We start from the raw sequence: 24,144 nt of genomic DNA on the forward strand, positions 1-24,144 counted from the left end.
GGCTGAAATGTATTGACCTCTAGCAAGGGCAGCCAACTATAACCGCTGCGCTCCGTCCCACCCCCCTCTGGCCTGCCGGCCATCTCCCCCGCAAGGGGGGAGATTGGCAGTTCACGCGTTCCGCCAGCCTTCAACCGTTGGAGATTGGCGAAGGCCGAGGCGACATCCGATCTCCCCCTTGCGGGGGAGATGGCCGGCAGGCCAGAGGGGGGGTGCTGTCCCGCCACGATGTAGAGATAGGAGTATTGTTGAAGTGAATGGGCATGCTCCCCAATTGACTTAGTGGAAATGGTCGGGTGAAGGCCAAAATCAATTGCCGTTGGAGGCGACATTTGGACGAAATCCTGGATTACTTAATGACAAAACTCGGTCGATGGATACAGCGTCGAAAGGGTAGAATTGCCAAAATAGCGTGGTTCACAATCTGGACGGTTATTTCGATATCGCTAACGGTTTTTATGATTTATCTCCTGTATATACGAAATCTGACCATATAGCTTTTCTATCGTCGGGTCGTTCTCAAGGAAATCCACGCAGCCGAACGCTCGTGCATTTCAAGTCATCAGCCCGGGCAGCGCTGCCGCCAGGGTGTCGACGGCAAGGCGGACCTTCAGCGGCAGATGAGGCGTCTGCAGCCAGAGCGCATAGGCGTCGTAAAGAAATCCCGGCTGTTCCGGCAACAGCACGACAAGTGCGCCGGCCTGAATGCGCTCACGGACCAGCCAGTATGGCAGCCAGGCGAGCCCCATGCCGGCTGCCGCAGCATCGGCGATCGCAGCGAGGTCGTCGAGCCGCAGCCGGCTGACCGGCATGACCTCCAGCGCACGCTGGCCATCACGCGGAAACAGCCACGGTTGAACGACACGGCCCGAACGGCGGTAGATGATGGTCTGGTGGCTGCCGAGATCCTCTACCCGCCGTGGCTGCCCGTGCATCTCGAGATAGGATGGCGACGCGCAGACGACCATGCGCTGGCGCGCGACGCGACGCGCCATCACGCCGGCCTGATCCTCCAGATTGCCGGTCCGGATGGCAAGATCGCAGCCATCCTCTGCAAGATCGGCGATGGGATCGCTGAAAGACAGGTCGAGTTCCAGAGCGGGATATCGCTGCGCAAGCTCCAGCAGCATCGGGGCAACGCAGCGCCGGCCGAAGTGTACGGGCATGATGACGCGCAGCTTTCCGCGTGGTTCGGAAAGTTGATCGGCCGCCAGTGCATCCGCAGCTTCGGCTTCAGCGAGTACCATCCGGCAGCGCTCATAGTAGGCGCGCCCGAAGTCGGTCAGGCTGTGGCGGCGTGTGGTCCGGTTGATGAGGCGCACGCCCAGACGCTCCTCGAGAAACCGGACATGCTTGCCGACCATCGGTCCGGACAGATCGAGAGCGGCAGCAGTCGCCGCGAACGAGCCAAGATCGACGGTTTTGACGAACACGGCCATGCTCGTAAGGCGATCCATATTCAAAACTCCCAGTTTCTACTGTCTTGCCCAAGCAAGCATTTATCTGCCGGATGGCCGATGGCATAGCGTATTCGGTTAAAATATTTTGGAGTTGTGGCCGCATGGCACGTGTTGTTCGCTTTCATGAGCATGGTGGTCCCGAGGTTCTGCGCATCGAGAATCTCGATATTCCCGCGCTCGGTCGGGGCGAGATTCAGATCCGGGTCAAGGCATTGGGTCTCAACCGGGCCGAGGCGCTGCTGCGTTCGGGCACTTATATCCAGACGCCGCCGTTGCCTTCCGGTCTTGGCCTTGAGGCAGCGGGTGTCGTCGAAGCGGTCGGCGAAGCCGTGCACGGTTTTGCGCCAGGTGACGCCGTCAGCGTCGTGCCGCCATTATCGATGGCCCGCTGGCCCGCCTATGGTGAGATTGCCACATATCCCGCCCATCTCGTGGCCAAGCACCCGCCATCGCTTACCTGGGAAGAGGCGGCAGCCGTCTGGATGCAATATCTCACCGCCTATGGCGCGCTGATCGACATTGCCAAGCTCAGCAGAGACGACTTCGTCGTCATTACCGCGGCATCGAGCAGTGTCGGACTTGCCGCGATCCAGATTGCCAACATCGTTGGTGCGACCGCGATCGCGGTGACGCGGACATCTGCCAAGAGAGAGGCCCTGCTCAAGTTCGGGGCGGCCCATGTCGTCGCTTCAGCGGACGAAGATCTGGAAGCCCGGCTGAAGGAAATCGCCAGTCCGGACAACATCCGAGTGGTTTTCGACGCAGTCGGCGGCCCGATTTTCGAACCTCTGACGGCGGCGATGGCACGGGGTGGCATTCTCATCGAATATGGCGGCTTGAGCCCCGAGCCGACGCCGTTCCCGCTGTTCGATGTGCTGGCCAAGACGCTGACGCTGCGCGGCTATCTCGTCCACGAGATCACTGGCGATCCGGTGAAGTTGGAAGCTGCCAAGGCGTTCATCCTCGACGGATTGATGTCGGGTTCGCTAAAGCCGGCAATCGCCAAAACCTTTTCATTCGAGCAGATCGTCGAAGCGCATCGCTTTCTCGAGTCGAACGAGCAATTCGGCAAGATCGTCGTGACGGTTGATTGAGCATTAATGGGAGCCTCACGCCTGCGCCGCCAGCCAGTCCCGCACCTTGCGAGCATTGTCGCTGAGGTCGCGGGTTCTCGACCAGATGACATGAAAGCCCTTGCCGGTCGTCATCGTGTGGCCGGTCGCACGCACCAGCAGCCCCGACGCCAGCAGGCGCTCGGCGAGGTGGCCCCAGCCGAGCGCAATGCCTTGGCCTTCCATGACCGCCTGGATCACCAGCGCATAATCGTTGATGCGCAAGCCACGCCCGGCATCGGTGATGGTGACCCCGGCCGAGGCGAACCACTCGTCCCAGCTCGCGGCTTCGCGAAACGGCTCTTCGAGATGGATGAGCCGGTGCGATGGCAGATCCTCGACGCTCTCCGGCAGTCCGAACCGCGCCACATAGCTCACGCCGGCGACGGGGAATATCTCCTCGTCGGCCAGTGGCAGTGAATGATAGTCCGGCCATTCCCGGGGCTCGCCACCGCGCACAGCGAGCGGGATGCCCTCGGCGATGATGTCGAGATCGCGGTCGGCGGTCTGGATGCGCAGATCAATTCCCGGCAGTTCGTCGCGGAACTGCTGCAGGCGCGGCATCATCCAGAACGAGCCGAAGGCCGTCGACGCGGCAAGCGTCACATGGCCGCCGGTCGCCTGTAGGCGCAAATCCTCCGCCGACTTGCGGATGTGCGACAGGCCAAGCGAGACGTCGGCATGAAAGCGGTCACCGGCTTCGGTCAGGCTGACTTGTCGATGGCGACGCTGGAAGAGTTTCGCGCCGAGCTGCTCTTCAAGCCCGCGGATCGCGTAGGACACGGCAGCCTGCGTCATGCCAAGCTCTCGCCCGGCGGCGGTAAAACTCGACAGCCGCCCGGCGGCTTCGAAAACGATCAGGCTGCCGGCAGAGGGCAGCAGGTGGCGCAGGCTTCGCATAAGCTGAACTTATACAAGAGATCAGGATTTTCCAGCGTCACAGCTGTATTTTGTCTCGCTAAGTTGACTGGCTCTGGGAGGATAGAGTTGCCATGAATGCACCGGCCGCCGAAGTCACCGAACACGCCAACCGCCGAGGGGGCGGCCGCCTGGGCCGCAAGGCGCTGCGGGGAACTCCGATGGCGTCGTTTCCGACGCTGGTTCGCAACATACCCGCATACCAAATGGTCCCGGACGAGGCTGTCGAGCTGATCCACCAGGAGTCGCTGTCGATCCTCGAAGAGGTTGGCTGCGAGTTCCGCGACGACGAGGCCATAGCACTGTGGCAGGCCGCCGGAGCCGATGTCTCTGAGACGCGCGTCCGCATTGACCGCGCGCTCTTGATGGAGCTGGTCTCGAAAGTCCCGCCGGAGTTCACGCTCAATGCGCGCAACCCCGAGCGCTCGGTCCGCGTCGGCGGCAAGAATTCCATCTTCGTGCCGATGTACGGCGCGCCTTACGTACGCGACCTCGACAACGTCAGGCGCTATGGCACGCTCGCCGACCTTCAGAATTTTCATAAGCTCGCTTACATGGCGCCGGCGCTGCATTCGTCGAGCTCGATCATCTGCGAGCCGATGGAAATTGCGGTGCCGAAGCGTCACCTCCACATCATCCATTCGGCGCTGAAGCATTCCGACAAGCCGTTCATGGGCATCGTGACATCCAGGGAACGCGCCGAAGACACGATGGCGATGGCGGGCATCGTGTTCGGCGAGGATTTTGTCCGCGACAACCCGGTGTTGGTCGCGATCACCAATTGCAACTCGCCACTGGTATGGGACGCCACCATGCTGGACGCGATGAAGGTCTATGCACGTCACAACCAGCCGTTGATCCTGGCGCCGTTCGCGCTGTGCGGCGCCTCGACTTCGGCCTCGGCGGTGGGAGCGGTCGCGCAGGTCAATGCCGAAGCGCTGGCGGGCGTCGCCTTCACGCAACTGCTGCGTCCGGGTTCACCGCAGATCTACGGACAGTTCATGGTCACGGTCGACATGAAGACCGGCGCGCCGATGGGTGGCACGCCCGAGGCCGCCCAGATGATGTATTTGATGGGAGCACTGGCGCGGAAATACCGGCTGCCATGGCGCACGTCGGGCTTCCATGTCGGGTCGAAACTCAACGACGCCCAGGCAGGCTACGAGGCGAACATGCTGATGCATGCCGCCATCCTTGCCGGCGCCAACTACATCTGGCACGCCGCCGGATGGCTCGAGGCCGGCCTGACCTGCGGCTATTCAAAATTCGCGACGGACTGCGAACAGCTTGTCGGCTGGTACAAATATGCTGGCGGCCTGCCGTTCGACGACTTCAAGGAAGCGATGGCGGCAATCCGCGAGGTCGGGCCGCAGGGCCACTTCCTCGGCACCCAGCACACACTCGAGCATTTCCAGTCCGCCTTCTTCATGCCCAGCATCATGGACTTCAATTCCTACGAACAGTGGAAGGCTGAAGGGGCAAAGGACCACGACACGCGCGGCCGCGAGAAAGCGCGCAATATGCTCGCCGATTATGAGGAGCCGAAGCTCGATGACGGCATCGCCGATGGTCTCAAAGATTTGATCGCGCTGCGCGAGGAGAAGCTGCCGGACAGCGTTAGTTAATCCAACGGGCGAAGACCCAAAGGCAACCATAAGGGAGGAAATAATGGCACTCTTCAGAAACAACGGTGATCGTGTCCCCAGCGTTATCGAGGCGATGGCTGAAGAAGCCCGCTCAGGCCGGATGGACCGGCGCGAGTTTCTGGCGCTGGCAAGCGCGTTCGGGGCATCGACTGCCCTTGCCTACGCTATGATCGGTCTTGCGGTGCCGGGACGGGCTTTGGCCGAAGAGCCCAAGAAAGGCGGAACGCTGCGCGTATCGATGTCGGTGAAGGCGCAGAAGGATCCGCGTACTTACGACTGGGTGGAGCTTGCGAACATTTCGCGCTGCTGGCTCGAGCCGCTTGTCCGCTACACCCGCGAATTCACTTTCGAGCCGGTCCTGCTCCAGAGCTGGGACGTCAACGACGACGCCACCGAATACGTGCTGCATCTGCGCAAGGGCATCACCTGGAACAATGGCGACGCCTTCAACGCCGACGACGTGGTCTACAATCTGACGCGCTGGTGCGAGAAGGATGCCTCTGGCAATTCGATGGCCGCGCGCGTCGGTGCGCTGATCGACGCCAAGACCGGCAAGGCCAGGGACGGGGCGATCACCAAGGTCGACGACAACACGGTCAAGCTGACGCTGAACGAACCTGATATCTCGCTGATCCCGAACTTCACCGACTATCCAGCGCTCGTCGTCCACCGCAAATTCGATGCCGATGGCGCCGATCCGCTCGCCAAGCCGATCGGCACAGGGCCTTTCGAGCTTGTGTCTTATTCGGTCGGCCAGAACGCGGTCGTCAAGCGTCGCGAGAATGGCAAATGGTGGGGCGGTGAAGCGCCGCTCGACAGCGTCGAATTCATCGACTACGGCACCGACTTCAACGCCTCGGTGAATGCATTCGAATCCGAGGAAATCGACGTCAATTTCGAGACGCCCGCCGACTTCATCGACATCCTCGACCAGATGGATCTGGTGAAATCGGAGGTCGCGACAGCAACCACGCTCGTTGCCCGCACCAACATCACGCACAAGCCTTATGATGACCAGCGGGTACGCAACGCCTTGCAGATGGCCGTCGACAACAATGCGGTGCTCGAACTTGGCTACGCCGGGCGCGGCACCCCAGGTGAAAACCACCACGTCAGCCCGATCCATCCGGAATATTTTCCGCTGCCCAAGAAGACACGCGATGCGGCCGGCGCCAAGAAGCTGATGGCCGAGGCCGGACAGGCCGATTTCGAGCATGAACTGATCACCGTCGAGGACGATTGGCAAAAGAACACCGGCGACGCGATTGCCGGCCAGCTGCGCGATGCCGGCATCAAGGTGAAGCGCACGGTGCTGCCGGGGTCGACCTTCTGGAACGACTGGACGAAATACCCCTATTCCATGACCATCTGGTACATGCGCCCGCTCGGCGTTCAGGTGTTGGCGCTCGGCTATCGCACCGGCGAGGCCTGGAATGAAACGGCGTATTCGAATCCTGATTTCGACGCCAAGCTCAAGCAGGCCCTCTCACTCATCGACGTGGAGAAGCGCCGCGAGGTCATGAAGGACGTCGAGCAGATCCTGCAGGATTCGGGCGTCATCATTCAGCCGTTCTGGCAGAAGCTGTACAGCCACATGAACAAGAAGGTGAAGAACTACGCGGTCCACCAGACCTTCGAGATGGATCTTCAGAACGTCTGGCTGGACGCCTGAGTTAGCTCCCAAGGCTGGCAATGACCCGCCGGCACCCGTTGCAGAAAACAGGTGCCGGCGGACCGCAAGCCATTGAAATCAGTGAGTGCGTCAAACATGGCCGACGACGAGATCATCCTTTCCGAGCTTTCCGACGACGAACTCGTCCAGCAGATGCACGATGACCTTTATGACGGGCTGAAGGAAGAGATCGAGGAAGGCACCAATATCCTGCTCGAGCGCGGCTGGGCGCCTTACAAGGTGCTGACCGAGGCACTGGTCGAAGGCATGCGCATCGTCGGCGAGGATTTTCGCGACGGCATCCTGTTCGTGCCGGAAGTGCTGTTGTCGGCCAACGCGATGAAGGCGGGCATGTTCATCCTGCGTCCGCTGCTTGTCGCCACCGGCGCGCCGAAGCAGGGCAAGATGGTGATCGGCACCGTCAAGGGCGACATCCACGACATCGGCAAGAACCTTGTCGGCATGATGATGGAAGGCGCCGGCTTCGACGTCATCGACCTCGGCATCAACAATGCGGTGGAAAAATACCTCGACGCCATCGAACAGCACCAGCCTGACATCATCGGCATGTCGGCGCTGCTGACGACGACCATGCCCTACATGAAGGTCGTCATCGACACGATGAAGGAAAAGGGCATCCGCGACGACTACGTCGTGCTGGTCGGCGGTGCCCCGCTCAACGAGGAATTCGGCAAGGCCGTCGGCGCCGACGCCTATTGCCGCGACGCGGCCGTGGCAGTCGAGACCGCCAAGGATTTCATGAAGCGCAAGCACAACGTGCGCGTGTCATAGCCGCAAGGCAACTTTCCGTCCTTCGTGGAAGGCGTAGGGCGCTTGGCGCGGAGCGACGGCGTCGCCGACCTCCATGAAAGGCTGGGACGTGCTTTCCAACTCTTTCGCCAGCCAATTCGCCGCCACATTGGTGGTTGCAAGTACAAGGCAATCGCCCGGCACAAAGCTCTCTTCACGGGTGTTGTGGTCAACGATGGTCACACCGTCCCCGTGCCATTCCAGCACACTGACATCCAACAACCATGTGACGCCAAGCTGGCGCAATGTCCGTCGAAGCGGAAAATCGGCAGCCGTCCGCTGCAGTTCCTTGCCGATCAGCGGGTCGGGTGTGAGAATGGTCACTTGATGGCCATCCTCGGCAAGTTTCCAGGCCGTGCCACAACCGCGCCAGCCTCCGCCCTCGTCGAGCAAAAGCACGTGCTTACCCGGCCGCACAACGCGGGCCATGACGGATTCGATCGAGAAGACATTGCCCCTTTCGATGCCGGGCAGGCTCGGCACTGCCGGCAAAGCCTTCTGAAAGCCGGTTTCGGGAGACACCGACCCCGTGGCCAGGATAACGGTGTCAGCTTGGAAAGAGGCGATTTCCGAGGCCTCGACGTAGGTGTTCAGTCGTACGTCGACATTCAGTTTGCTGAGCTGGCGTTCATACCACCCGAGAAGGTCGAGGATTTGCCCGCGGCGCGGCTGCAGTCCTGCGAGCAAAAAGTTCCCGCCCAGCCTACTGGAGGCTTCGGCCAGCACCACGTCGTGCCCTCGCTCGGCGGCAACCCGAGCCGTCTCGAGGCCGGCGGGACCGCCGCCGACGACAAGCACCCGTTTCTTGATGGCAGCGGACGTGAACCGGTCACCACCCCATTCAAACTCGCGCCCCGCAGAGGGATTGATAAGGCAGCTGATCCAGTAGTCGCGGGAACGACGGCCCCAGCACATCTGGTTGCAGGATATGCATCCGCGCACATCCTCGGGCCGGTCCGCCGCGGCTTTGCGTGCCAGATGCGGGTCGGCGATCTGGCCCCGGACGATCGACACCAGGTCTGCAGCTTTCTCGCCGAGCACGGTTTCGGCGTTTTCAGGCGTCCTGATATGGCTTTCGGCCACCACGAGGGCCGTCTTGACCACGGCCTTTAGGGTCGTCGCAAGATCGGCGCCAAGCTTCTCCGGATAGAGAAACGTCGGCATTATCTTGTAGAAATCGAGGTAGCTACCGGTGCCGCAGGTCACGTAATCGATCAGCCCCTGCTCATCATGCAGCCGAATGATCTCCGCCAGTTCCTGGCGACTGAGCGCGACTGTGTAATCGGGTTCGTCGCTGACCGAGAGTCCAATGATGAAATCGAGGCCGCATGTTTCGCGGATGCGGGTTAGGATTTCGCGCGAGATCCGCGTGCGGTTGTCGAGCGACCCTCCCCATTGGTCCTCGCGTCGGTTTGTCCAGGGCGTCCAGAACTGATCGACCAGTCCGAGATAGGCAGCCCAGACTTCGACGCCGTCGAAACCGGCTTCCTGGCAGCGGCGCGCCGCCTGAACGAAGCTGTCGATGGTTTCCCAAATCTCACCCTCGGACATGGCGTGGGAACCGTCGCTGTCATGATAGCTCGGCAGGCCCGAGGGCGACCAATGCGCGTGAAATGAATTGTCCGAATCCCCGTGCGCTCCGACGTGATAGAGCTGCTGGATGGCGATCGCCCCGTGGTCCTTGATCGCGCGCGTGACCTGCTGGAAATGAGGAATGACGCTATCGTCGTCAGGTCGAAAATTGCCGCGTGTCAGGACGGCGGCCTGATGGACGGGCATGGGTTCGACAACAATCATGCCGGCCCCACCGAGCGCTCGCTCGGCATAGTAGGCAACGTGTCGTTCGGTCGGCACGCCATTTTCGGCCATGTTGGCGGTATGAGCCCCGAACACGATCCGGTTTCGCAGCGTGCGACTGCCTAGCTTTGCAGGTGAAAACAGATGCGGAAAGAGTTTTGACATAATATCACACCAGCGGTCGGAGGAAGGCCTCGGGCGGCAGTCAGGTGGCTTGTCCCATAGTCACGGATTTCTGGAGCGCCGCGGCAAGGCCGTCTGCCACGGCAGATTCAAACCCGGCTGCGCGCATGGCCTCGATCGCTGCCGCGGTGGTGCCGCGGTAGTCGAGGAAGGTCTGGACGATATCTTGGGGATTGTCTGGACGAGCCTCGAGGAGTTTTCCGGTTCCAACAAGCACCGCGCTGACGCTCCGCCGGGCAATATTTGGATCCATTCCTCGGCTGAGGGCGTCGTCCATCATCGCCGCCGCCAAAAGCGCCGGAAAGGCTGGACCGGATCCGGTGAGGCCCGTCAAATAGTCGATATCTGCTTCTGTTTTGACTTCATCGGCAGCGCCACAGGCCTCCAGAATCCGGCGAACGACATTGCGGTCATCGGCGGTGACGCCCTGAGAGCTTATCCAGGGAGTATAGGAATTCCGCACCTCTGCCGCTGCATTCGGAAGCGTGCGGACGACGCGGTCGGTTTTAAGACGTCCCGCCAGTTGGTCGAGAGTGATCCCGGCCATAACCGACATGGCGAGCTTGCCGGACGCAGCAATGTCGATGGCAGGCCAATCCTGGGGCCGGACCGAGACGATGATGACATCAGATCGATCCACCAGTTCCTGGTTGTCCCTGGTCCATGTAGCGTTTGGCAGAAAGTCGGGTTGCCCACTTCGATGAGAGAGCGTGAGGTGCTCTGCGGCGACTATTTGCGCATCAATAATGGCCTCGGCGATAGCGCGTCCAAGCCAGCCACCTCCGCCGATTATTCCGATGCTCAGGGGTTCACCCATTGTCGAAACGCTTCCTCAGCCCGCCGAATGGCCGTGTCTGGCGAAGAACCGGTCGAGTTCGCGCTTCCGCGGGGCCTTACCTGTAAAAATCTCCACGTACCCGGGAATGCGCTTCATGCGGTCCGCGAGATCTTCGCTGGTCTGCATTGAGATGTAGCCGATCTGCACGAGATAGATGGTGCGCGCTCGAACATCGGCTGAGCCTTCGTCGTAACCAAAGCGGACAAACATCTGGCTCAACGCATCGAGGCGCGTCTGGTCGGCTTTCTGCACCTCCGCCAGGATGTCAGGGGATTGAAGCGCCCAGCTTCTGACTGCGAACTCGAACTGGGAATCGAACAAGGATTTGTCGAGCCAGCAGTCGAAAACGTTCAGCATCGCTTCGGCGACCGTCTCGGCATATGCCTCAGCCTGCTTGACGAGGTTGCCGGTGTTCTTGTCCCGCCAACGGGTCACGAGGGCAGCCAGCAGTTCTTCTCTATCCTTGAAGAACCAATAGAAGCTGGTGCGCGACAGGCCCAATTTCTTGGCCAGTGGCGATATTCTCACCGTGTCGACGCCGGATTCAAGAAGCAGGTCGTAGGCGGCTTCAAGCCACCCCTCCGGCGATCCGCGCCATCCGCTATCGTTCGAAATTTGCTCCATGAGTGATCAGCCTAACAAAATATCAAAGTGAAAACCAGCAAAATGTACACGTATGTCGACTCTATCGACTGCTCCGAAGTGAAACTTGACATGCATGTACATTTTCGGATAGCGTTCGCACTTGCCATCTCAGCCCGGAGTCCGTCAGATGTCGAGCGATCCCCTCCTGCAGCCGTACAAACTCAAGCATTTGACCCTGCGCAATCGCATCATCGTGACCTCCCACGAGCCGGCTTATCCGGAGGACGGGATGCCGAAGGAGCGCTATCTCGCCTATACGGTTGAAAGGGCGAAGGGCGGTGTGGCGATGACGATGACAGCCGGGTCCGCTGCGGTCTCGAAGGACAGCCCCCCGGTTTTCAACAACCTGCTCGCCTACAAGGACGAGATCGTGCCGTGGATCAGGCAGATGACAGATGCGGTGCACGAAGAGGGCGCCGCCATCATGATCCAGCTAACCCATCTTGGACGGCGTACACGCTGGGATAAAGGTGACTGGCTTCCCGTTCTGGCGCCGTCCCATCATCGTGAAGCCTCCCACCGCGCGTTTCCCAAGAAAATTGAAGACTGGGATATCGAGCGCATCATCAAGGACTTTGCGGACGCCGCGGAGCGGATGAAGGCAGGCGGGATGGATGGCGTCGAACTCGAGGCCTATGGCCACTTGATCGACCAGTTCGTGTCTCCTCTCACGAACGAACTTGACGGTCCGTATGGTGGTTCGCTCGATAATCGCATGCGCTTCTGCATGGACGTCTTCAAGGCGATCCGGTCACGGGTCGGCGAGGACTTCATCCTGGGCGTGCGATATACTGCGGATGAACGTCTCCCCGGTGGCACTGGCAAGTCCGAGGGCATGGAAATCTCCAAGCGTCTCAAGGAAAGCGGACTGATCGATTACCTCAACGTGATCCGCGGGCACATCGATACCGATGCGGGCCTGACGGACGTCATTCCAATTCAGGGAATGGCGAATGCGCCGCATCTTGATTTTGCCGGCGAGATTCGTGCCGCGACCAACTTCCCAACTTTCCACGCAGCGAAAATACCGGATGTGGCGACTGCCCGCCACGCGATCGCATCGGGCAAGGTGGACATGATCGGCATGACGCGCGCGCATATGACCGACCCCCACATCGTGCGCAAGATCATCGAAAAGCGCGAAGACGAAATCAGGCCCTGCGTGGGCGCTAACTATTGCCTTGACCGTATCTATCAGGGCGGGGCGGCATACTGCATTCACAACGCCGCGACCGGCCGTGAGCTGACCATGCCGCATATTGTCGCCAAGGCCGACAGCCGCAAGAAGATTGTCGTCGTCGGTGCAGGTCCGGCTGGCCTCGAGGCCGCCCGCGTGGCGGGTGAGCGGGGACACGAGGTCGTGGTCTTCGAGGCCGCCAGCGACCCTGGAGGGCAGATCCGGCTGACAGCGCTGAGCCCGCGCCGCAAGGAGATGATGAGCATCATCGATTGGCGCATGGCCCAGTGCGAAAAACATGGAGTGACCATCAGGTTCAATGCCTGGGCGGAAGCCGAAACCATCGAGGCGGAAAATCCGGACGTTGTCATCGTCGCAACGGGCGGGGTGGCGCACACCGACGTCCTTTCCAAGGGCAACGAGTTCGTGGTGTCGTCTTGGGACATCATCTCCGGAGACGCAAAGCCGGGAACCAATGTCCTCATCTTCGACGACGCCGGTGACCACGCGGCACTCCAGGCCGCGGAATTCCTCGCCGGCGCCGGAGCGAAGGTTGAAATCATGACACCGGACCGGTCATTCTCACCCGAGGTCATGGCTATGAACCTCGTGCCCTACATGAGGTCTCTTCAAAAACTCGATGTGACCTTCACCGTTACCTATCGGCTCGAGTCAGTTGAAAAGAATGGCAATCAGCTCATTGCAAATGTCGGCAGTGACTACGGCGGCATATCCAAACAGCGCGTCGTGGATCAGGTTGTCGTCAATCACGGCACCATTCCGCTCGACGACATCTATTTCGAACTGAAACCGAAATCGACCAATCACGGCGAGATTTCGCAGGATGAGCTCATCGCCGGGCAACCACAGTCGGTGGTGCGGAATGCGCAGGGCCAATTCCAACTCTTTCGTATCGGCGACGCCGTTTCAGCTCGCAACACCCACGCCGCGATCTACGACGCGCTGCGACTGGCGAAAGATATCTAACATCCGGCAACGGACCATAGCGTCCGCTCACAACAAGGGCTCCGAGATGAACAGAAGTGAGGCCCTGCAATATTTTTTAGACACAGCGTTCGTGGCCTTCGACCAGTTCTCACACGACCTGCGATCGCGCAGATCGATCATCCAGCTCTTCGCCCAATCGGAGGTTCCCGGGCTGGAAAGGACCAAGGCCGGGAGCCGTTTGCCGGTCTGTTCCTATCTTGGCCCGGCGTTGGCGGAAGAGGCGATCCCGCCTACGCTCCGCAACTTGATTGAGCGCTTCAAGGCGATCGAGCCGCTGCTCGAATGGCGGCTGAAATCAAATCCCGCCCCGTCTGCCAGCAGCAATTTCCGCGACGGTCACGCCAACGCGATGATCCTTGGCCCGGGCGGCCTCGAGGACAGAAACGATCTGTGGCTCGGCGTCACTTTGATGGCTCCTCACGTCCGGTATCCCGACCACGATCATCCGCCGGAAGAAACCTACCTCGTGCTCTCGCATGGCGAGTTCAAGCAGGCTGACAGGGACTGGTTTTCGCCCGGCATCGGTGGATCACTCTACAATCCGCCAGGCATCAAACACGCAATGAGATCGCTGGATCGGCCGCTGTTCGCATTCTGGGCGCTGTTGGTGGACCAGACGCATCACTGAGCTTGCCCGAAACCCGGCTACCGGGCCGAGGAAGAGCCAAGACCGCCTTGCGGGTGAAGCGCGTGACTCATCAATAGCTTCATCATCGACTTCGGTTGACCGCGGATCGTCAAGGCGCTGCCGATTTCGAAGAAGCGCCTTGATCAGAGATCGCGAAATGGTTGCTATATCTCGACTTTCACACGGCCAACCGGATTAGAACAGCAAGCAAGGATATAGCCGTCGGCAATCTCTTCGTCGGTGATGCCGCCATTGTGGACCATATGCACATCGCCTTCGGTTCTGCGAACCTTGCATGTCCCGCATATCCCCATACTGCAACCCGATCGGATCACCAGACCGGCAGCCCGTGCCGCAGTCAGGATCGTATCCGTCTCGACGCATTTCGCCGAGACGCCGGATAGGACAAATTCGATCTCGGCCTCGTTGTTCTCGGTGGGAACGAAGTCATCCGGGACCTTCTCGGCCTCAGGAAGCGGCGCGCGGAAGCTTTCCTGATGATAATGCGCCATGTCGAAACCGAGACCGGCCAGCGCCTCGCGCACGGCTTGCATGAAGGGCTCGGGCCCACAGCAGAACACCTCGCGATCAAGATAATCCTGCGCCATCAGTCCGAGCATCAACTGGTTGAACATGCCTCTGTAACCGGTCCATGGCCTGTATGGATCGGTCTGTTCAACCACCCATTTCAGGTCGATGCCGGTTACGCGCGACGCCATATGCTCCAGCCGTTCGCGGAAGATGATCTCAGAAGGACGGCGCGCGCAGTGGACGAAGACGATGTCCGGATCAACCCCGGAATCATACAGATGGGTGGTCATGGACATCATCGGTGTGATGCCCGAGCCGGCCGATATGAAGAGAAACTTTTCGGCTGGCTGATGCGCCATCGAGAAGGTGCCCCCCGGACCTATTGCCCGCAGGCGCATTCCCGGACGGAGGCTGTCAAACATCCACTGCGTTCCGACAGAGTCGGCCTGCGCCTTTACGGTAATGGTCAGCGAGGTCGGCCGCGACGGAGATGAGGATATCGTGTAGGTCCGGTAGACCGGACCGCCGGGAGTGGGCAGTTCCAAAGTGAGGAACTGCCCTGGATCAAAATTGAACAGCGATCCGGACGGCGACCGGAAACAAAAGGTCAGGACGTTCGGCGCCTCCGGAAGAAAGGAGGCACATTCGAGTTCTTCCGCGTCGGTCCAGAAAACCAGCCTGGGTTTTGCCACCACGTTCATTGCTTCACTCCGCGGCCAATCGCATCGAGGCCTGAGAGCGCTCAAGCCAGTTCGCGTACCAATCTACGAATTGGGTCACACCGCTTTCCTGAACCGGCGAATATGGTCCGGGAACATAGGCAGGAGAGAAGATCCCTTGCTGGTTGGTCTCGACGATCTCACGGTCTTCATCATTGGTAGAAATCCAGACCTCGGTCAGGCGCTTGAGGTCGTAGTCGAGCCCTTCGACGGCATCTTTGTTCACCAGCCAGGTGGTGGTGACCTCAGTTTCCGTGGCGCTGATCGGCGTGACTCGGAAGGTCAAGGAGTGATCCGGCAGGAAGTGGCTCCAGGTCGTTGGATAATGGAACATCAACAGCGAGCCTGCTTCGGGCAGAGCCACCCGGCCAAGATTCTTGTGAACGGCAGCCTTGCCGTCGAGCGTGTAGCTCACCGCCTTTTGCTGCAGCGGCATCCGCGCCAGGCGAAATTGGCCGCTGCCGCCAAGACGGAACTGCGCAGGCGCGCCTGAGGCTTCGCAACGGTCAAAATGCGCCTGAAGGGTCGCCGAGACCGATCCGTCGGCAGACACTCCGGCCACTTCCGGGTCGAGCGAGAAGGAGCGGCAGAGCGACGGGTGGTTGCTGCTGCAGTGGTAGCATTCGCGGTTGTTTTCCCACACAAGCTTCCAGTTGGCCTTCTCGATGATAGTCGACGTATGCGCGACCTTCGCATTGTTGAGGTCATGGACCTCTAGGTAGGGAAGGGCCAGGTCGGCAAACGGTTCGAAGTCTGGGGGCGTAGCGGACAGACAGACGTAGATCAGGCCGGCAAGATTGCGCAGATGGACCGGCTTCAGCCCGTGTTTGGACATGTCGAAGTCGGGCCCCATGTCATTTGCCCAGATGAGCTTGCCGTCAAGCTCATAGGTCCACTGGTGATAGGGGCAGACGAGTTTGGCCACTTGGCCTTCGCGCGCCTTGCAAATCATCGAGCCGCGATGGCGGCAGGAATTGTGGAAGGCGCGGATTTCACCATCGCGGGCAAGCACGATGACCACCTCATAGGCACCCACGCGCATCGTCACGTAGCTACCAGCTTTCGCAAGCTGGCATGCCGGGGCCGCGTAGAGCCATTCCTGGTAGAAGATGTGCTCGAGATCGAGCTGGTAAATCGTCGGCGAAGTGTAAAAGGGCTGCTCAAGGGCATAGCCCGAGACGCGGCGCGCTAGCAACTCTTGGATCGAGGGCGAGGGGGCGTTCATGCGGAATTCCATAGATGGCGTGCACATTTGAGATGAAATTTTCTTGCCTGGACGCGTTTTGCGCAATAGCACTAATTTTCAGCACGATTTAGTTCAGCTAATCTGTTGCGCTCTGCGAGCCATCGTGAGTCAAATAGCGGGTCCGAAGAGGCGTTGATGCCAAGACCGTACGATCTCTCCTCGGTGACGGCTCTCATCTGCTTCGAGGCGGCGGCCCGAAATGCGAGTTTCAAAAACGCCGCCCAGGAATTGAATGTGACGCCTGCGGCGATCAGCCACCAGATCAAGGCGCTTGAGGGTGATTTGGGATGCAGCCTGTTCCTGCGCATGAGCCGCGGCGTCGAATTGACTGAGAAAGGGGCGTTCTTGTTCGTTGCGGTACAGCGCGGGCTTGAGACGATTTCCGACGCCGTTACTCACATGCGCGATCGCCCGGAAACCGCTGACGTGACCATCCGGACAACGACGGCCGTCAGCTCGCTATGGCTTACACCGAAGATTTCAGCCTTCTGGAAAAGCCATCCCACCGTCACTGTCTCGCAGATCGTCAGCGACGTGCCCGCAACAGCGATCCGCTGCGATCTAAGTATTCAATACGGGGATGCGCAGGAGAATTTTGAAGAATGCCACAAACTCTTTCAAGATCGCATTGTCGCGCTCGGAACTCCAAAATTCGCCGCCGAGCACGGTATTGGCCGAGTTGAGGATCTGCTCAAGGCACCTTTGATTCATATGAACAACGACGAAACCGACTGGACGAACTGGCCGGAGTGGTTTCAAGCGCTTGGACACACCATCCCAAAAGGCCGCAGGTTTAGCGTGAACAACTATATGATTGCCCTCCAGGCCGCCCAGGATGATATCGGGGCGGTCTTGGGGTGGGATGGATTGGTCAAAAGCCTGATGGAACAGGGCCGGCTGGTCACACTTGTACCCGACAACATTCCCTCACCCAGGGCATTTTATCTGAAAATCCATCCTAGGGCAGGTTCGAAAGCGCGGCTTTTTGCGAGCTGGCTCGCCAAAAGCTCTTGAGCAGCTGCTCTCTTGCTCGCTGACTTCTTCGGGCGGCTTCACATCACCGCGCTCGCTATGGATTCGTGGTATTGAACGGGTTCCCACCACGAAAGCCTGGAGATTATCGGATGAGACTGATTGTGCTTGCCGCCGCTCTCTCGATCGCAGCGCCTGCGACCGCCCTGGCCGGGCCGGCCTCCAATGCGGTGAAGTTCTTTTACATGCCCGAGGTCAAGTTCGAGGCCGACGCGAAATACCGCGACCGTTTCACCGAGCCGGTGACAAAGCTGTTCGACCTCAACGACCAGGCGCAGAAGAACAAGCCGGACGAGGTGCCTTGCATCGACTTCGCCCCCGGTCTCGACGCGCAGGATTTTGACGAGAAGACAGTCGCCAAGACGTTGAAGCTGTCTGAAGCGGTGGATGGCGACAGCGCCAACGTGACAGTGACGTTCAACCTTTTCCCGGAAGGCGATGAATCCAAACGCGAAATGGTCTGGTCGCTGAAGAAGGTCGACGGCCAGTGGAAGGTTGCCGACATCACCTCGAAGACCAGCGGCTGGACGCTGAGTGCGCTCGAATGCCTGGCTGGCCAGACTCCGGAGTGACGCCATGGCCCGCGCCCTGGCCCTGGCGACTGCGTGCCTGCTGGCCGCGGGTTTGAGCAGCACCGCTGGCCAGGGCCTGTTCGGCGCGCCGCTCTCGGCAGAAAATGCACGGGCAGCTCCGCTGCGGCCGGGTTCGCCGACGGCGATGGTGAAACCGTTTTACGAGCATGTCGGGCTCGAGCTCGACCCGGCTCGGCGCAGCCATTTCGTCGATCCCGCGAAGTCGGTGCTCGACAAGAGCGATGCGCTGCGGAAATCGGGGCAGGGCGAATGCCTCGATCCCAACATGGCGCTCGACAATGCGGCGTACGACAGGGCCGAGATCGACAACAGCCTGAAGGCTGTTGAAGCGGTCAAAGGCGATGAGGCCAAGGTCGTCGTCGCCTTTATCGTTGCCGGCAATCCGCACCGGCTGGAATGGAAGTTCAAAAAGGTCGACGGCGACTGGAAGATATCGGACCTTCTGTCGGTGACCGGCGAATGGGCGCTCAGCCAATATCAGTATGAGTGAGAACGGACCGATGAGTTGATCGCCTGATGGCGATTGAAAACCAGAGTTGGCGATCCTGCTGTCCCGCCGGACATCTCGCAGCAGAATTCAGCCGCGTCCGCGATACGGCGCAACACCGGTGTCGGGCAGCCATGCGCCTTCCGGCGGCGCGCCGGTCTGCCAGAATACGTCGATCGGAATGCCGCCGCGCGGATACCAATAGCCGCCAATCCGCAACCACAGTGGTTTGGTCGCAGCGATGATGCGGCGGCCGATCATGATGGTGCACTCTTCATGGAAGGCGCCATGGTTGCGAAACGAGGTCATGAACAGCTTCAGCGACTTCGATTCCACCAGCAGCGTGTCGGGTGCATAGTCGATGACGATGTGGGCGAAGTCCGGCTGGCCGGTGACCGGGCAGAGCGAAGTGAATTCCGGGCAGGTGAAGCGAACGATGGCTGGCGGCCCATCGCCGCGCGAAAACGGCACGGTCTCCAGGACTGCTGCGTCAGGGTTCTGTGGCGCCTCGACGTTGGTGCCGAGCTGGGTAAGGTTTTTCGTATCGGTCATCGGCGGGTTCCTTACTGCATGTCGCCCAAAAGCCTGCCCACGGGCCCGACCCGAGGGTGCGCTGACTTGGGTACGACATGCGCAAAAACAAAAATTTGCCGCTCATTAGCACAATTTGAAACAGGAAGACGATGACCACCAGCGATCCGCTTCTCCAGCCCTATCAGCTCAAACATTTGACGCTGAAGAACCGGGTCATGTCGACCAGCCACGAGCCGGCCTATTTCCGAAGACGGTATGGATCTGAAGATCACTTCGGATTTGATTTGGTGGCGCGCAGCCGAACCTCCGCACGGAGAGCCACCAGGCACGTCGGTCCGATCTGCGCGCTGCGCACGCCGCCGGCTTGCAGCCAGACACCGTACGATCTCTTGAACCGCGATAGCGGCTGGCCGCTCAAAACATTCTGGCGGTGGCCATGCAGAGCACGGTGATGACCAGCAGCCCACCAGCGATGCGTTCGCCCCTTGTCATTTTCGCGCGCAACTGCGTTTCCGTCGCCGAGTCAGTGCCGGCAAGCCGCCTGCTGGCAGAGCCGACCAGCGCTCCCTGAACACCGGCGGCAATCAAGGCCGTAGCGATACCCAGGGCCAGAACCATTTCCATCGAACCGAAAGAGCCGCTGTGGAAGAAATACCAGAGCAGGGCGCCGGTCAGGAAAACCATGCCGGCCGCGTTCATTTGCGGCCGGAAAAACCGTTCGATCCGAATCTCCGGATCGCGGGCGACAGCGATGGTCGTTCCAGCCCAGAACACACCGGCCAATACGTGAAGGCCGAGGACGATGATGTAGACATACTGCATGACCGCGTTCCTCCTTTCCTACCGCCAACCATAAAGTTAGATATCAAATGATTAGATGTCAATGTAAAGTCAAAGGGCCAGTTCCATCGGCCTTTCCCTTACTCTAGTGTCGGATCATGACGCTTTTTGACCGCCCGCCAGTCGGGATGAATCTCGCCCGCACCGCAAAGCTTGTCGCCCAGGCCTTTGACGCCACGTTGGTCGAGGCGGGCGGCACGCTGCCGGTTTGGGTCACGCTGTTGTCGATCAAGTCGCGCGAACTGGCCAACCAGCGTGAGCTCGCCGGCATGATCGGAATCCAAGGCGCGACGCTGACCCACCACCTGAACGCGATGGAGACGCAAGGTTTGCTGACCCGGCGCCGCGATCCGGAAAACCGCCGCGTCCATCAGGTCGAACTGACCGAAGCGGGAGAGGCGCTGTTCCTGAAATTGCGCACGGCAGCCATTGCCTTCGACAAGCGGCTGCGGACCGGGTTGTCGGACGACAGGCTGGCGGAGTTCGCGGAAGTCTTGGCGACGCTGCGGGCGAATGTCGATTGATCCCAACTGCCGAACGCTTTGTTCAGCGAGCCCAAGATGTAGCGGCAGCCGGCTACGGACCGGCCTTAACCCCATCAGGCCGCCATTTCCGAAGCGGCGTGTCAGGTTGGCGCCTCACGCCAGCCTTCCCTGCAGCACCGTCAGCCTGGCTCTCTTCGGCGCCCGCGCGACCAGCCATTCGCGTACTTGGTCCTGCGGCATCGGGAAGGCGATCGAGTAGCCCTGCACCTGGTCGCAGCCGATCGCCATCAGCGAATCGAGCTCAGCCTCGGTTTCGGCGCCCTCGGCGACGATCGAGATGCCAAGGCCGCGGGCGAGTTCGGTGATGGCACGCACGATCTTGGTGTTGTCGCCGTTCTCATTGATGTTCTGGACGAAGCGGCGATCGATCTTCAGCCTGTCGATCTCGTTCGGGTTGACGTGGCTGAGCGACGCGTAGCCGGTGCCGAAATCATCGAGTTCAAGATGGACGCCGGCGGCGCGGATGTGCCGCAGCTTTGCCGCGATGCCGGTCTTCTCGTCGTCGAGAATGACGGATTCGACGATCTCGAGCGACAGTTTTTGTGGCGGCAGCCCAGCCTTTTCCAGCGCACCGAAGAGGAAGGCGTCGAAATTGGCCTCACGCAATTCGGAGCCGGAGACGTTGACGGCGAGCCGTCCGAAGGCAATGCCGGCACGGTTCCACTCCGCCGCCTCGCCGATTGCCTTGGCGATGACGATGCGGCCGATCGCAGGCATGAGTCCGCATTTCTCGGCGATGGGAATGAACTCGCCCGGTGCGATCATGCCGCGCTCGGCATGTCTCCAGCGAACCAGCGCCTCGATGCCGCCGATGGTGCCGTTCGACAACGAAACCTGTGGCTGGAAATAGACCTGGAACGTCTTCTCCGCGATAGCGATCCTGATGTCATGCTCGAGCCGTTTGCGGTAGTCGAGTTCATGCCGCAACGCCTCGGAGAAGAATGAGAGACTGCCGCCACCCTGCTTCTTGGCGGCGTGGAGCGCGAGGTCGGCATGGACGAGCAGATCTTGCGCATTGTCGGCGTCGACCGGATAGACGGCGACGCCGGCGCTGGCGCCCGGAAGGATGGTCGCGCCCCGATAGACGATCGGTTCGTTGATCTGCGACAGGACGCGCCCGGCGACCGTGTTGATGTCCTCGGTGCCGCCGGCACCGTTGAGGATCATCACGAACTCGTCGCTGCCCAGACGCACGCAGAGATCCGACGCCCGGCAAGAATCACGCATGCGCTGCGCCGTCACCACCAGCACATAGTCGCCGGCGGCGTGGCCAAGCGTGTCGTTGATCTGCTTGAACCGGTCGAGGTCGAGGTGGACCGCCGCAAGCCGCTCTCGCCGGCGCTGCGCGCCCTTGATCAGCGTATCGAAATGGTCGGTCAGGAAGGTGCGGTTGTGCAGGCCGGTAAGGCCGTCATGCACGGCGATGAAGGCCATGGAATTGCGGGTATCGATCAGTTCACGCGTCTTGCGCAGGATGGCGTTCGACATCGGCCTGAAGATGAAAAGTGCCACCAGCACGATGACGCCGAGGGTGGAGTAGAACAGCGTTCGATGGAGATCGAGAAGGCTTTCCGATCGCGCGTCGGCTTGGGCGCTGATGCGCTGACCGAGTGCCGCATAGCCCGACAGGGCCGCATTGGCGACGGAAGCGTCGAGGTTGACGCGTTCGCCGCCACCCTTGTAGCCGCCATTGTCGGCCATGCCGAGTTGCGATTCAAACGCCGAAACCAGGCGTTCGCCGTTGGCGATAAGCCCGACCGAGAAGTAATCGAGATGAAACGGCTTGGCAAAAAGGACGTTCTCGACTGATTTTGGATCGAGTCTTGCCGGTGCCGCCGGGTCGGCGACCACACGCTCGAGCAGAAGGTCGTAGTTCCTCTCGAAGTCGGCCGTGGCCTGTTTGAGTGCGGTGACCAGAGCCGGTTGTTGGTTGCGCGTAGCTGCTCCTGCCGCGTTGGCAAGGAAGACAATGCGTTGCGACAGCACCTTTTGCATGCCGACAATATCGAGCAGCGTGTCGTCGTGCCGATGGCCAGCCATCATCTGCTGGAGAAGGATGAAGGAGGCCATCACCATGGCTGCAATGATCAGCAGCGCCAGCCAATAGCCTGCCTTGATCAGCAGTATGAGCTTGCCCGAAATGGTTTGCATCGGTTGCTGCGACATTTTCTGGGGCGGTCCCTCTCGCCGACAGATTGTTGGGTATGAGAACCATTGGCTTGAAAGGTTAACAGCTCCGGAAGCCGACACAGCAGCAGCGGTGGAAAGCTCGCAAAATGGTTATCGCCTTCTTTCGCGCCGCAGCTGCATTTGAACATTTGCCATTTGGCGGCATTCTGGGGCGGCATTCTGGCCACTGACCGTCGGGTCACCGAAGCCGTCGCTTTTGCGGTGGATTTTTCGCCCGCGCGGGGCGACAGTCTATTGAATCTCAACAGGGCCAGATCATGAGCGCGGCATTCCTCTCCCATATCGACAGCGAGCTTCAAGGGCTGAAATCGGCCGGCCTCTACAAATCCGAGCGGGTGATCACCTCGACGCAATCGGCTAAGATCGAGGTGGGCGGCGAGAGGGTGCTGAATTTCTGCGCCAACAATTATCTCGGCCTCGCCGACAGCGAAGAGCTGCGCGAAGCGGCGAAGGCCGCGCTCGACCGATACGGCTACGGCATGGCCTCGGTGCGCTTCATCTGCGGCACACAAGAGGAACACAAGCAGCTCGAGGCAAAGATATCGAGCTTCCTCGGTATGGAGGACACAATCCTCTACGGTTCCTGCTTCGACGCCAACGGCGGCCTGTTCGAGACGCTGCTTTCCGAGGAGGACGCGGTCATTTCCGACGCGCTGAACCACGCCTCGATCATCGACGGCGTCAGGCTCTCCAAAGCAAAACGCTTTCGCTATGCCAACAACGACATGGCGGCGCTCGAGGAGGAATTGAAGAAGTCCGAAGGCAGCCGCTTCAAGCTGATCGCCACCGATGGTGTATTTTCCATGGACGGCATCATCGCCAATCTGAAGGGCGTCTGCGATCTCGCCGACAAGTACAATGCAATGGTGATGGTCGACGACAGCCATGCCGTCGGCTTCGTCGGCAAGAACGGGCGCGGCTCGGCCGAGCATTGCGGCGTCGAGGGCAGGGTGGACATCATCACCGGCACGCTCGGCAAGGCATTGGGCGGCGCGTCGGGCGGCTACACATCGGGCAAGAGCCAGGTGGTCGACTGGCTGCGCCAGCGCTCGCGTCCCTATCTGTTTTCCAACACGCTGATGCCGGCGATCGCCGGCGCCTCGATCCGGGTTTTCGAACTGATCCAAAATGGCGATGCGCTGCGCCAGCGCCTCTATGCCAATGCGGCGCGGTTCCGGTCTGAAATGGGTAAGCTCGGCTTTACGCTGGCCGGCGCCGATCATCCGATCGTTCCGGTCATGCTCGGCGATGCGACGCTGGCGCAGGAGATGGCGACGCGCATGCTGCAGCGCGGCATCTATGTCATCGGCTTCTCGTTTCCGGTGGTACCGAAGGGCCAGGCGCGCATCCGCACGCAAATGTCGGCCGCCCATTCCAGCGCCGACATCGACCGTGCGGTCGAGGTGTTCGGCGCAGTCGGGCGCGAACTTGGTGTGATTTCCTGAACGACCGGAACCGAAAAGAGATTCCGGATCAAGAGTTTCAAGGGACAAAAGAATGTCGAACATGATGAAGGCGCTGGTCAAGGCCAAG

General features: G+C 60.4%; 21 protein-coding genes. 11 read left to right on the forward strand and 10 right to left on the reverse strand.

Going from position 1 to position 24,144, the window contains the following annotated elements; genetic code table 11:
- Nucleotides 1-554 precede the first annotated feature (554 nt).
- Nucleotides 555-1,457, reverse strand: coding sequence for a LysR family transcriptional regulator (locus AC0L2Z_RS32515; RefSeq protein ID WP_473630326.1), 903 nt, complete (start codon nucleotides 1,455-1,457; stop codon nucleotides 555-557).
- Between the two features lie 104 nt (nucleotides 1,458-1,561).
- Here AC0L2Z_RS32515 and AC0L2Z_RS32520 point away from each other — a divergent pair, with 104 nt between their 5' ends.
- Nucleotides 1,562-2,554 carry a zinc-dependent alcohol dehydrogenase family protein gene (locus AC0L2Z_RS32520; protein WP_473630327.1) on the forward strand — a complete coding sequence of 331 codons (993 nt, stop codon included), beginning with the start codon at nucleotides 1,562-1,564 and terminating at the stop codon, nucleotides 2,552-2,554.
- 15 nt (nucleotides 2,555-2,569) lie between these two features.
- On the opposite strand, the gene AC0L2Z_RS32525 is transcribed toward AC0L2Z_RS32520, so the two are convergent.
- On the reverse strand, nucleotides 2,570-3,472 hold the full coding sequence (locus tag AC0L2Z_RS32525; RefSeq protein WP_473630328.1) for a LysR substrate-binding domain-containing protein: 903 nt from the start codon (nucleotides 3,470-3,472) through the stop codon (nucleotides 2,570-2,572).
- A gap of 92 nt (nucleotides 3,473-3,564) precedes the next feature.
- Here AC0L2Z_RS32525 and AC0L2Z_RS32530 point away from each other — a divergent pair, with 92 nt between their 5' ends.
- The 3 genes from AC0L2Z_RS32530 (at nucleotide 3,565) to AC0L2Z_RS32540 (ending at nucleotide 7,600) form a co-directional block, all read left to right on the forward strand.
- Entirely contained in the window at nucleotides 3,565-5,115 is a 1,551-nt protein-coding gene (locus AC0L2Z_RS32530) for a trimethylamine methyltransferase family protein (protein WP_473630329.1), read from the forward strand.
- A gap of 43 nt (nucleotides 5,116-5,158) precedes the next feature.
- On the forward strand, nucleotides 5,159-6,808 hold the full coding sequence (locus tag AC0L2Z_RS32535) for an ABC transporter substrate-binding protein (protein ID WP_473630330.1): 1,650 nt from the start codon (nucleotides 5,159-5,161) through the stop codon (nucleotides 6,806-6,808).
- 96 nt (nucleotides 6,809-6,904) lie between these two features.
- On the forward strand, nucleotides 6,905-7,600 hold the full coding sequence (locus AC0L2Z_RS32540) for a corrinoid protein (protein ID WP_023802321.1): 696 nt from the start codon (nucleotides 6,905-6,907) through the stop codon (nucleotides 7,598-7,600).
- Here AC0L2Z_RS32540 and AC0L2Z_RS32545 read toward each other — a convergent pair.
- Genes AC0L2Z_RS32545 through AC0L2Z_RS32555 form a run of 3 tightly spaced genes read right to left on the reverse strand, consistent with a single transcriptional unit; the run spans nucleotide 7,595 to nucleotide 11,060 of the window.
- The gene (locus AC0L2Z_RS32545) at nucleotides 7,595-9,580 is read right to left on the reverse strand and encodes an oxidoreductase (protein ID WP_473630331.1); all 1,986 of its coding nucleotides are present in this window, start codon (nucleotides 9,578-9,580) and stop codon (nucleotides 7,595-7,597) included. The two genes, AC0L2Z_RS32540 and AC0L2Z_RS32545, sit on opposite strands and share 6 nt — an antisense overlap.
- A gap of 40 nt (nucleotides 9,581-9,620) precedes the next feature.
- A complete protein-coding gene (locus tag AC0L2Z_RS32550; protein WP_473630332.1) occupies nucleotides 9,621-10,415 on the reverse strand; it encodes a pyrroline-5-carboxylate reductase family protein in 795 nt (264 codons plus the stop codon).
- 15 nt (nucleotides 10,416-10,430) lie between these two features.
- Nucleotides 10,431-11,060, reverse strand: a complete 630-nt coding sequence (locus AC0L2Z_RS32555; protein WP_027153879.1) for a TetR/AcrR family transcriptional regulator — start codon at nucleotides 11,058-11,060, stop codon at nucleotides 10,431-10,433.
- A gap of 148 nt (nucleotides 11,061-11,208) precedes the next feature.
- On the opposite strand from AC0L2Z_RS32555, the gene AC0L2Z_RS32560 reads away from it, so the two are divergent.
- Nucleotides 11,209-13,245, forward strand: a complete 2,037-nt coding sequence (locus AC0L2Z_RS32560) for an oxidoreductase (RefSeq protein ID WP_473630333.1) — start codon at nucleotides 11,209-11,211, stop codon at nucleotides 13,243-13,245.
- Nucleotides 13,246-13,291: 46 nt separating this feature from the next.
- Nucleotides 13,292-13,894 (forward strand): dimethylsulfoniopropionate lyase, encoded by a 603-nt coding sequence (locus AC0L2Z_RS32565; protein ID WP_287173331.1) that lies wholly within the window; start codon nucleotides 13,292-13,294, stop codon nucleotides 13,892-13,894.
- A 164-nt stretch (nucleotides 13,895-14,058) separates the two neighbouring features.
- Here AC0L2Z_RS32565 and AC0L2Z_RS32570 read toward each other — a convergent pair whose 3' ends face one another.
- The gene (locus AC0L2Z_RS32570) at nucleotides 14,059-15,126 is read right to left on the reverse strand and encodes an FAD-binding oxidoreductase (RefSeq protein ID WP_287123255.1); all 1,068 of its coding nucleotides are present in this window, start codon (nucleotides 15,124-15,126) and stop codon (nucleotides 14,059-14,061) included.
- Nucleotides 15,127-15,130: 4 nt separating this feature from the next.
- The gene (locus AC0L2Z_RS32575) at nucleotides 15,131-16,369 is read right to left on the reverse strand and encodes an aromatic ring-hydroxylating oxygenase subunit alpha (RefSeq protein WP_473630338.1); all 1,239 of its coding nucleotides are present in this window, start codon (nucleotides 16,367-16,369) and stop codon (nucleotides 15,131-15,133) included.
- 156 nt (nucleotides 16,370-16,525) lie between these two features.
- Between AC0L2Z_RS32575 and AC0L2Z_RS32580 the strand changes: the two genes are divergently transcribed.
- The 3 genes from AC0L2Z_RS32580 to AC0L2Z_RS32590 all read left to right on the forward strand — a co-directional run bounded on the left by AC0L2Z_RS32580 (nucleotide 16,526) and on the right by AC0L2Z_RS32590 (nucleotide 18,505).
- Complete coding sequence (locus AC0L2Z_RS32580; RefSeq protein WP_473630334.1) at nucleotides 16,526-17,404, forward strand: LysR family transcriptional regulator; 879 nt, start codon at nucleotides 16,526-16,528, stop codon at nucleotides 17,402-17,404.
- 110 nt (nucleotides 17,405-17,514) lie between these two features.
- On the forward strand, nucleotides 17,515-17,994 hold the full coding sequence (locus AC0L2Z_RS32585; RefSeq protein ID WP_023802330.1) for a DUF3828 domain-containing protein: 480 nt from the start codon (nucleotides 17,515-17,517) through the stop codon (nucleotides 17,992-17,994).
- A 4-nt stretch (nucleotides 17,995-17,998) separates the two neighbouring features.
- Nucleotides 17,999-18,505, forward strand: coding sequence for a hypothetical protein (locus AC0L2Z_RS32590; protein WP_473630335.1), 507 nt, complete (start codon nucleotides 17,999-18,001; stop codon nucleotides 18,503-18,505).
- 87 nt (nucleotides 18,506-18,592) lie between these two features.
- Here the strand turns inward: AC0L2Z_RS32590 and queF are convergent, their stop codons facing one another.
- Both queF and AC0L2Z_RS32600 read right to left on the reverse strand, forming a co-directional pair.
- Nucleotides 18,593-19,054, reverse strand: a complete 462-nt coding sequence (queF, locus tag AC0L2Z_RS32595; RefSeq protein WP_023802331.1) for a preQ(1) synthase — start codon at nucleotides 19,052-19,054, stop codon at nucleotides 18,593-18,595.
- Between the two features lie 396 nt (nucleotides 19,055-19,450).
- Entirely contained in the window at nucleotides 19,451-19,858 is a 408-nt protein-coding gene (locus AC0L2Z_RS32600; RefSeq protein WP_091600611.1) for a hypothetical protein, read from the reverse strand.
- A gap of 116 nt (nucleotides 19,859-19,974) precedes the next feature.
- Between AC0L2Z_RS32600 and AC0L2Z_RS32605 the strand changes: the two genes are divergently transcribed.
- Nucleotides 19,975-20,400 carry a MarR family winged helix-turn-helix transcriptional regulator gene (locus tag AC0L2Z_RS32605; protein ID WP_027153887.1) on the forward strand — a complete coding sequence of 142 codons (426 nt, stop codon included), beginning with the start codon at nucleotides 19,975-19,977 and terminating at the stop codon, nucleotides 20,398-20,400.
- 114 nt (nucleotides 20,401-20,514) lie between these two features.
- Here the strand turns inward: AC0L2Z_RS32605 and AC0L2Z_RS32610 are convergent, their stop codons facing one another.
- Nucleotides 20,515-22,587, reverse strand: coding sequence for a putative bifunctional diguanylate cyclase/phosphodiesterase (locus AC0L2Z_RS32610; RefSeq protein ID WP_473630336.1), 2,073 nt, complete (start codon nucleotides 22,585-22,587; stop codon nucleotides 20,515-20,517).
- 281 nt (nucleotides 22,588-22,868) lie between these two features.
- On the opposite strand from AC0L2Z_RS32610, the gene AC0L2Z_RS32615 reads away from it, so the two are divergent.
- Complete coding sequence (locus tag AC0L2Z_RS32615; protein WP_473630337.1) at nucleotides 22,869-24,056, forward strand: glycine C-acetyltransferase; 1,188 nt, start codon at nucleotides 22,869-22,871, stop codon at nucleotides 24,054-24,056.
- Nucleotides 24,057-24,144: the final 88 nt, after the last annotated feature.

The sequence above is a fragment of the Mesorhizobium sp. WSM4850 genome (assembly GCF_055811735.1).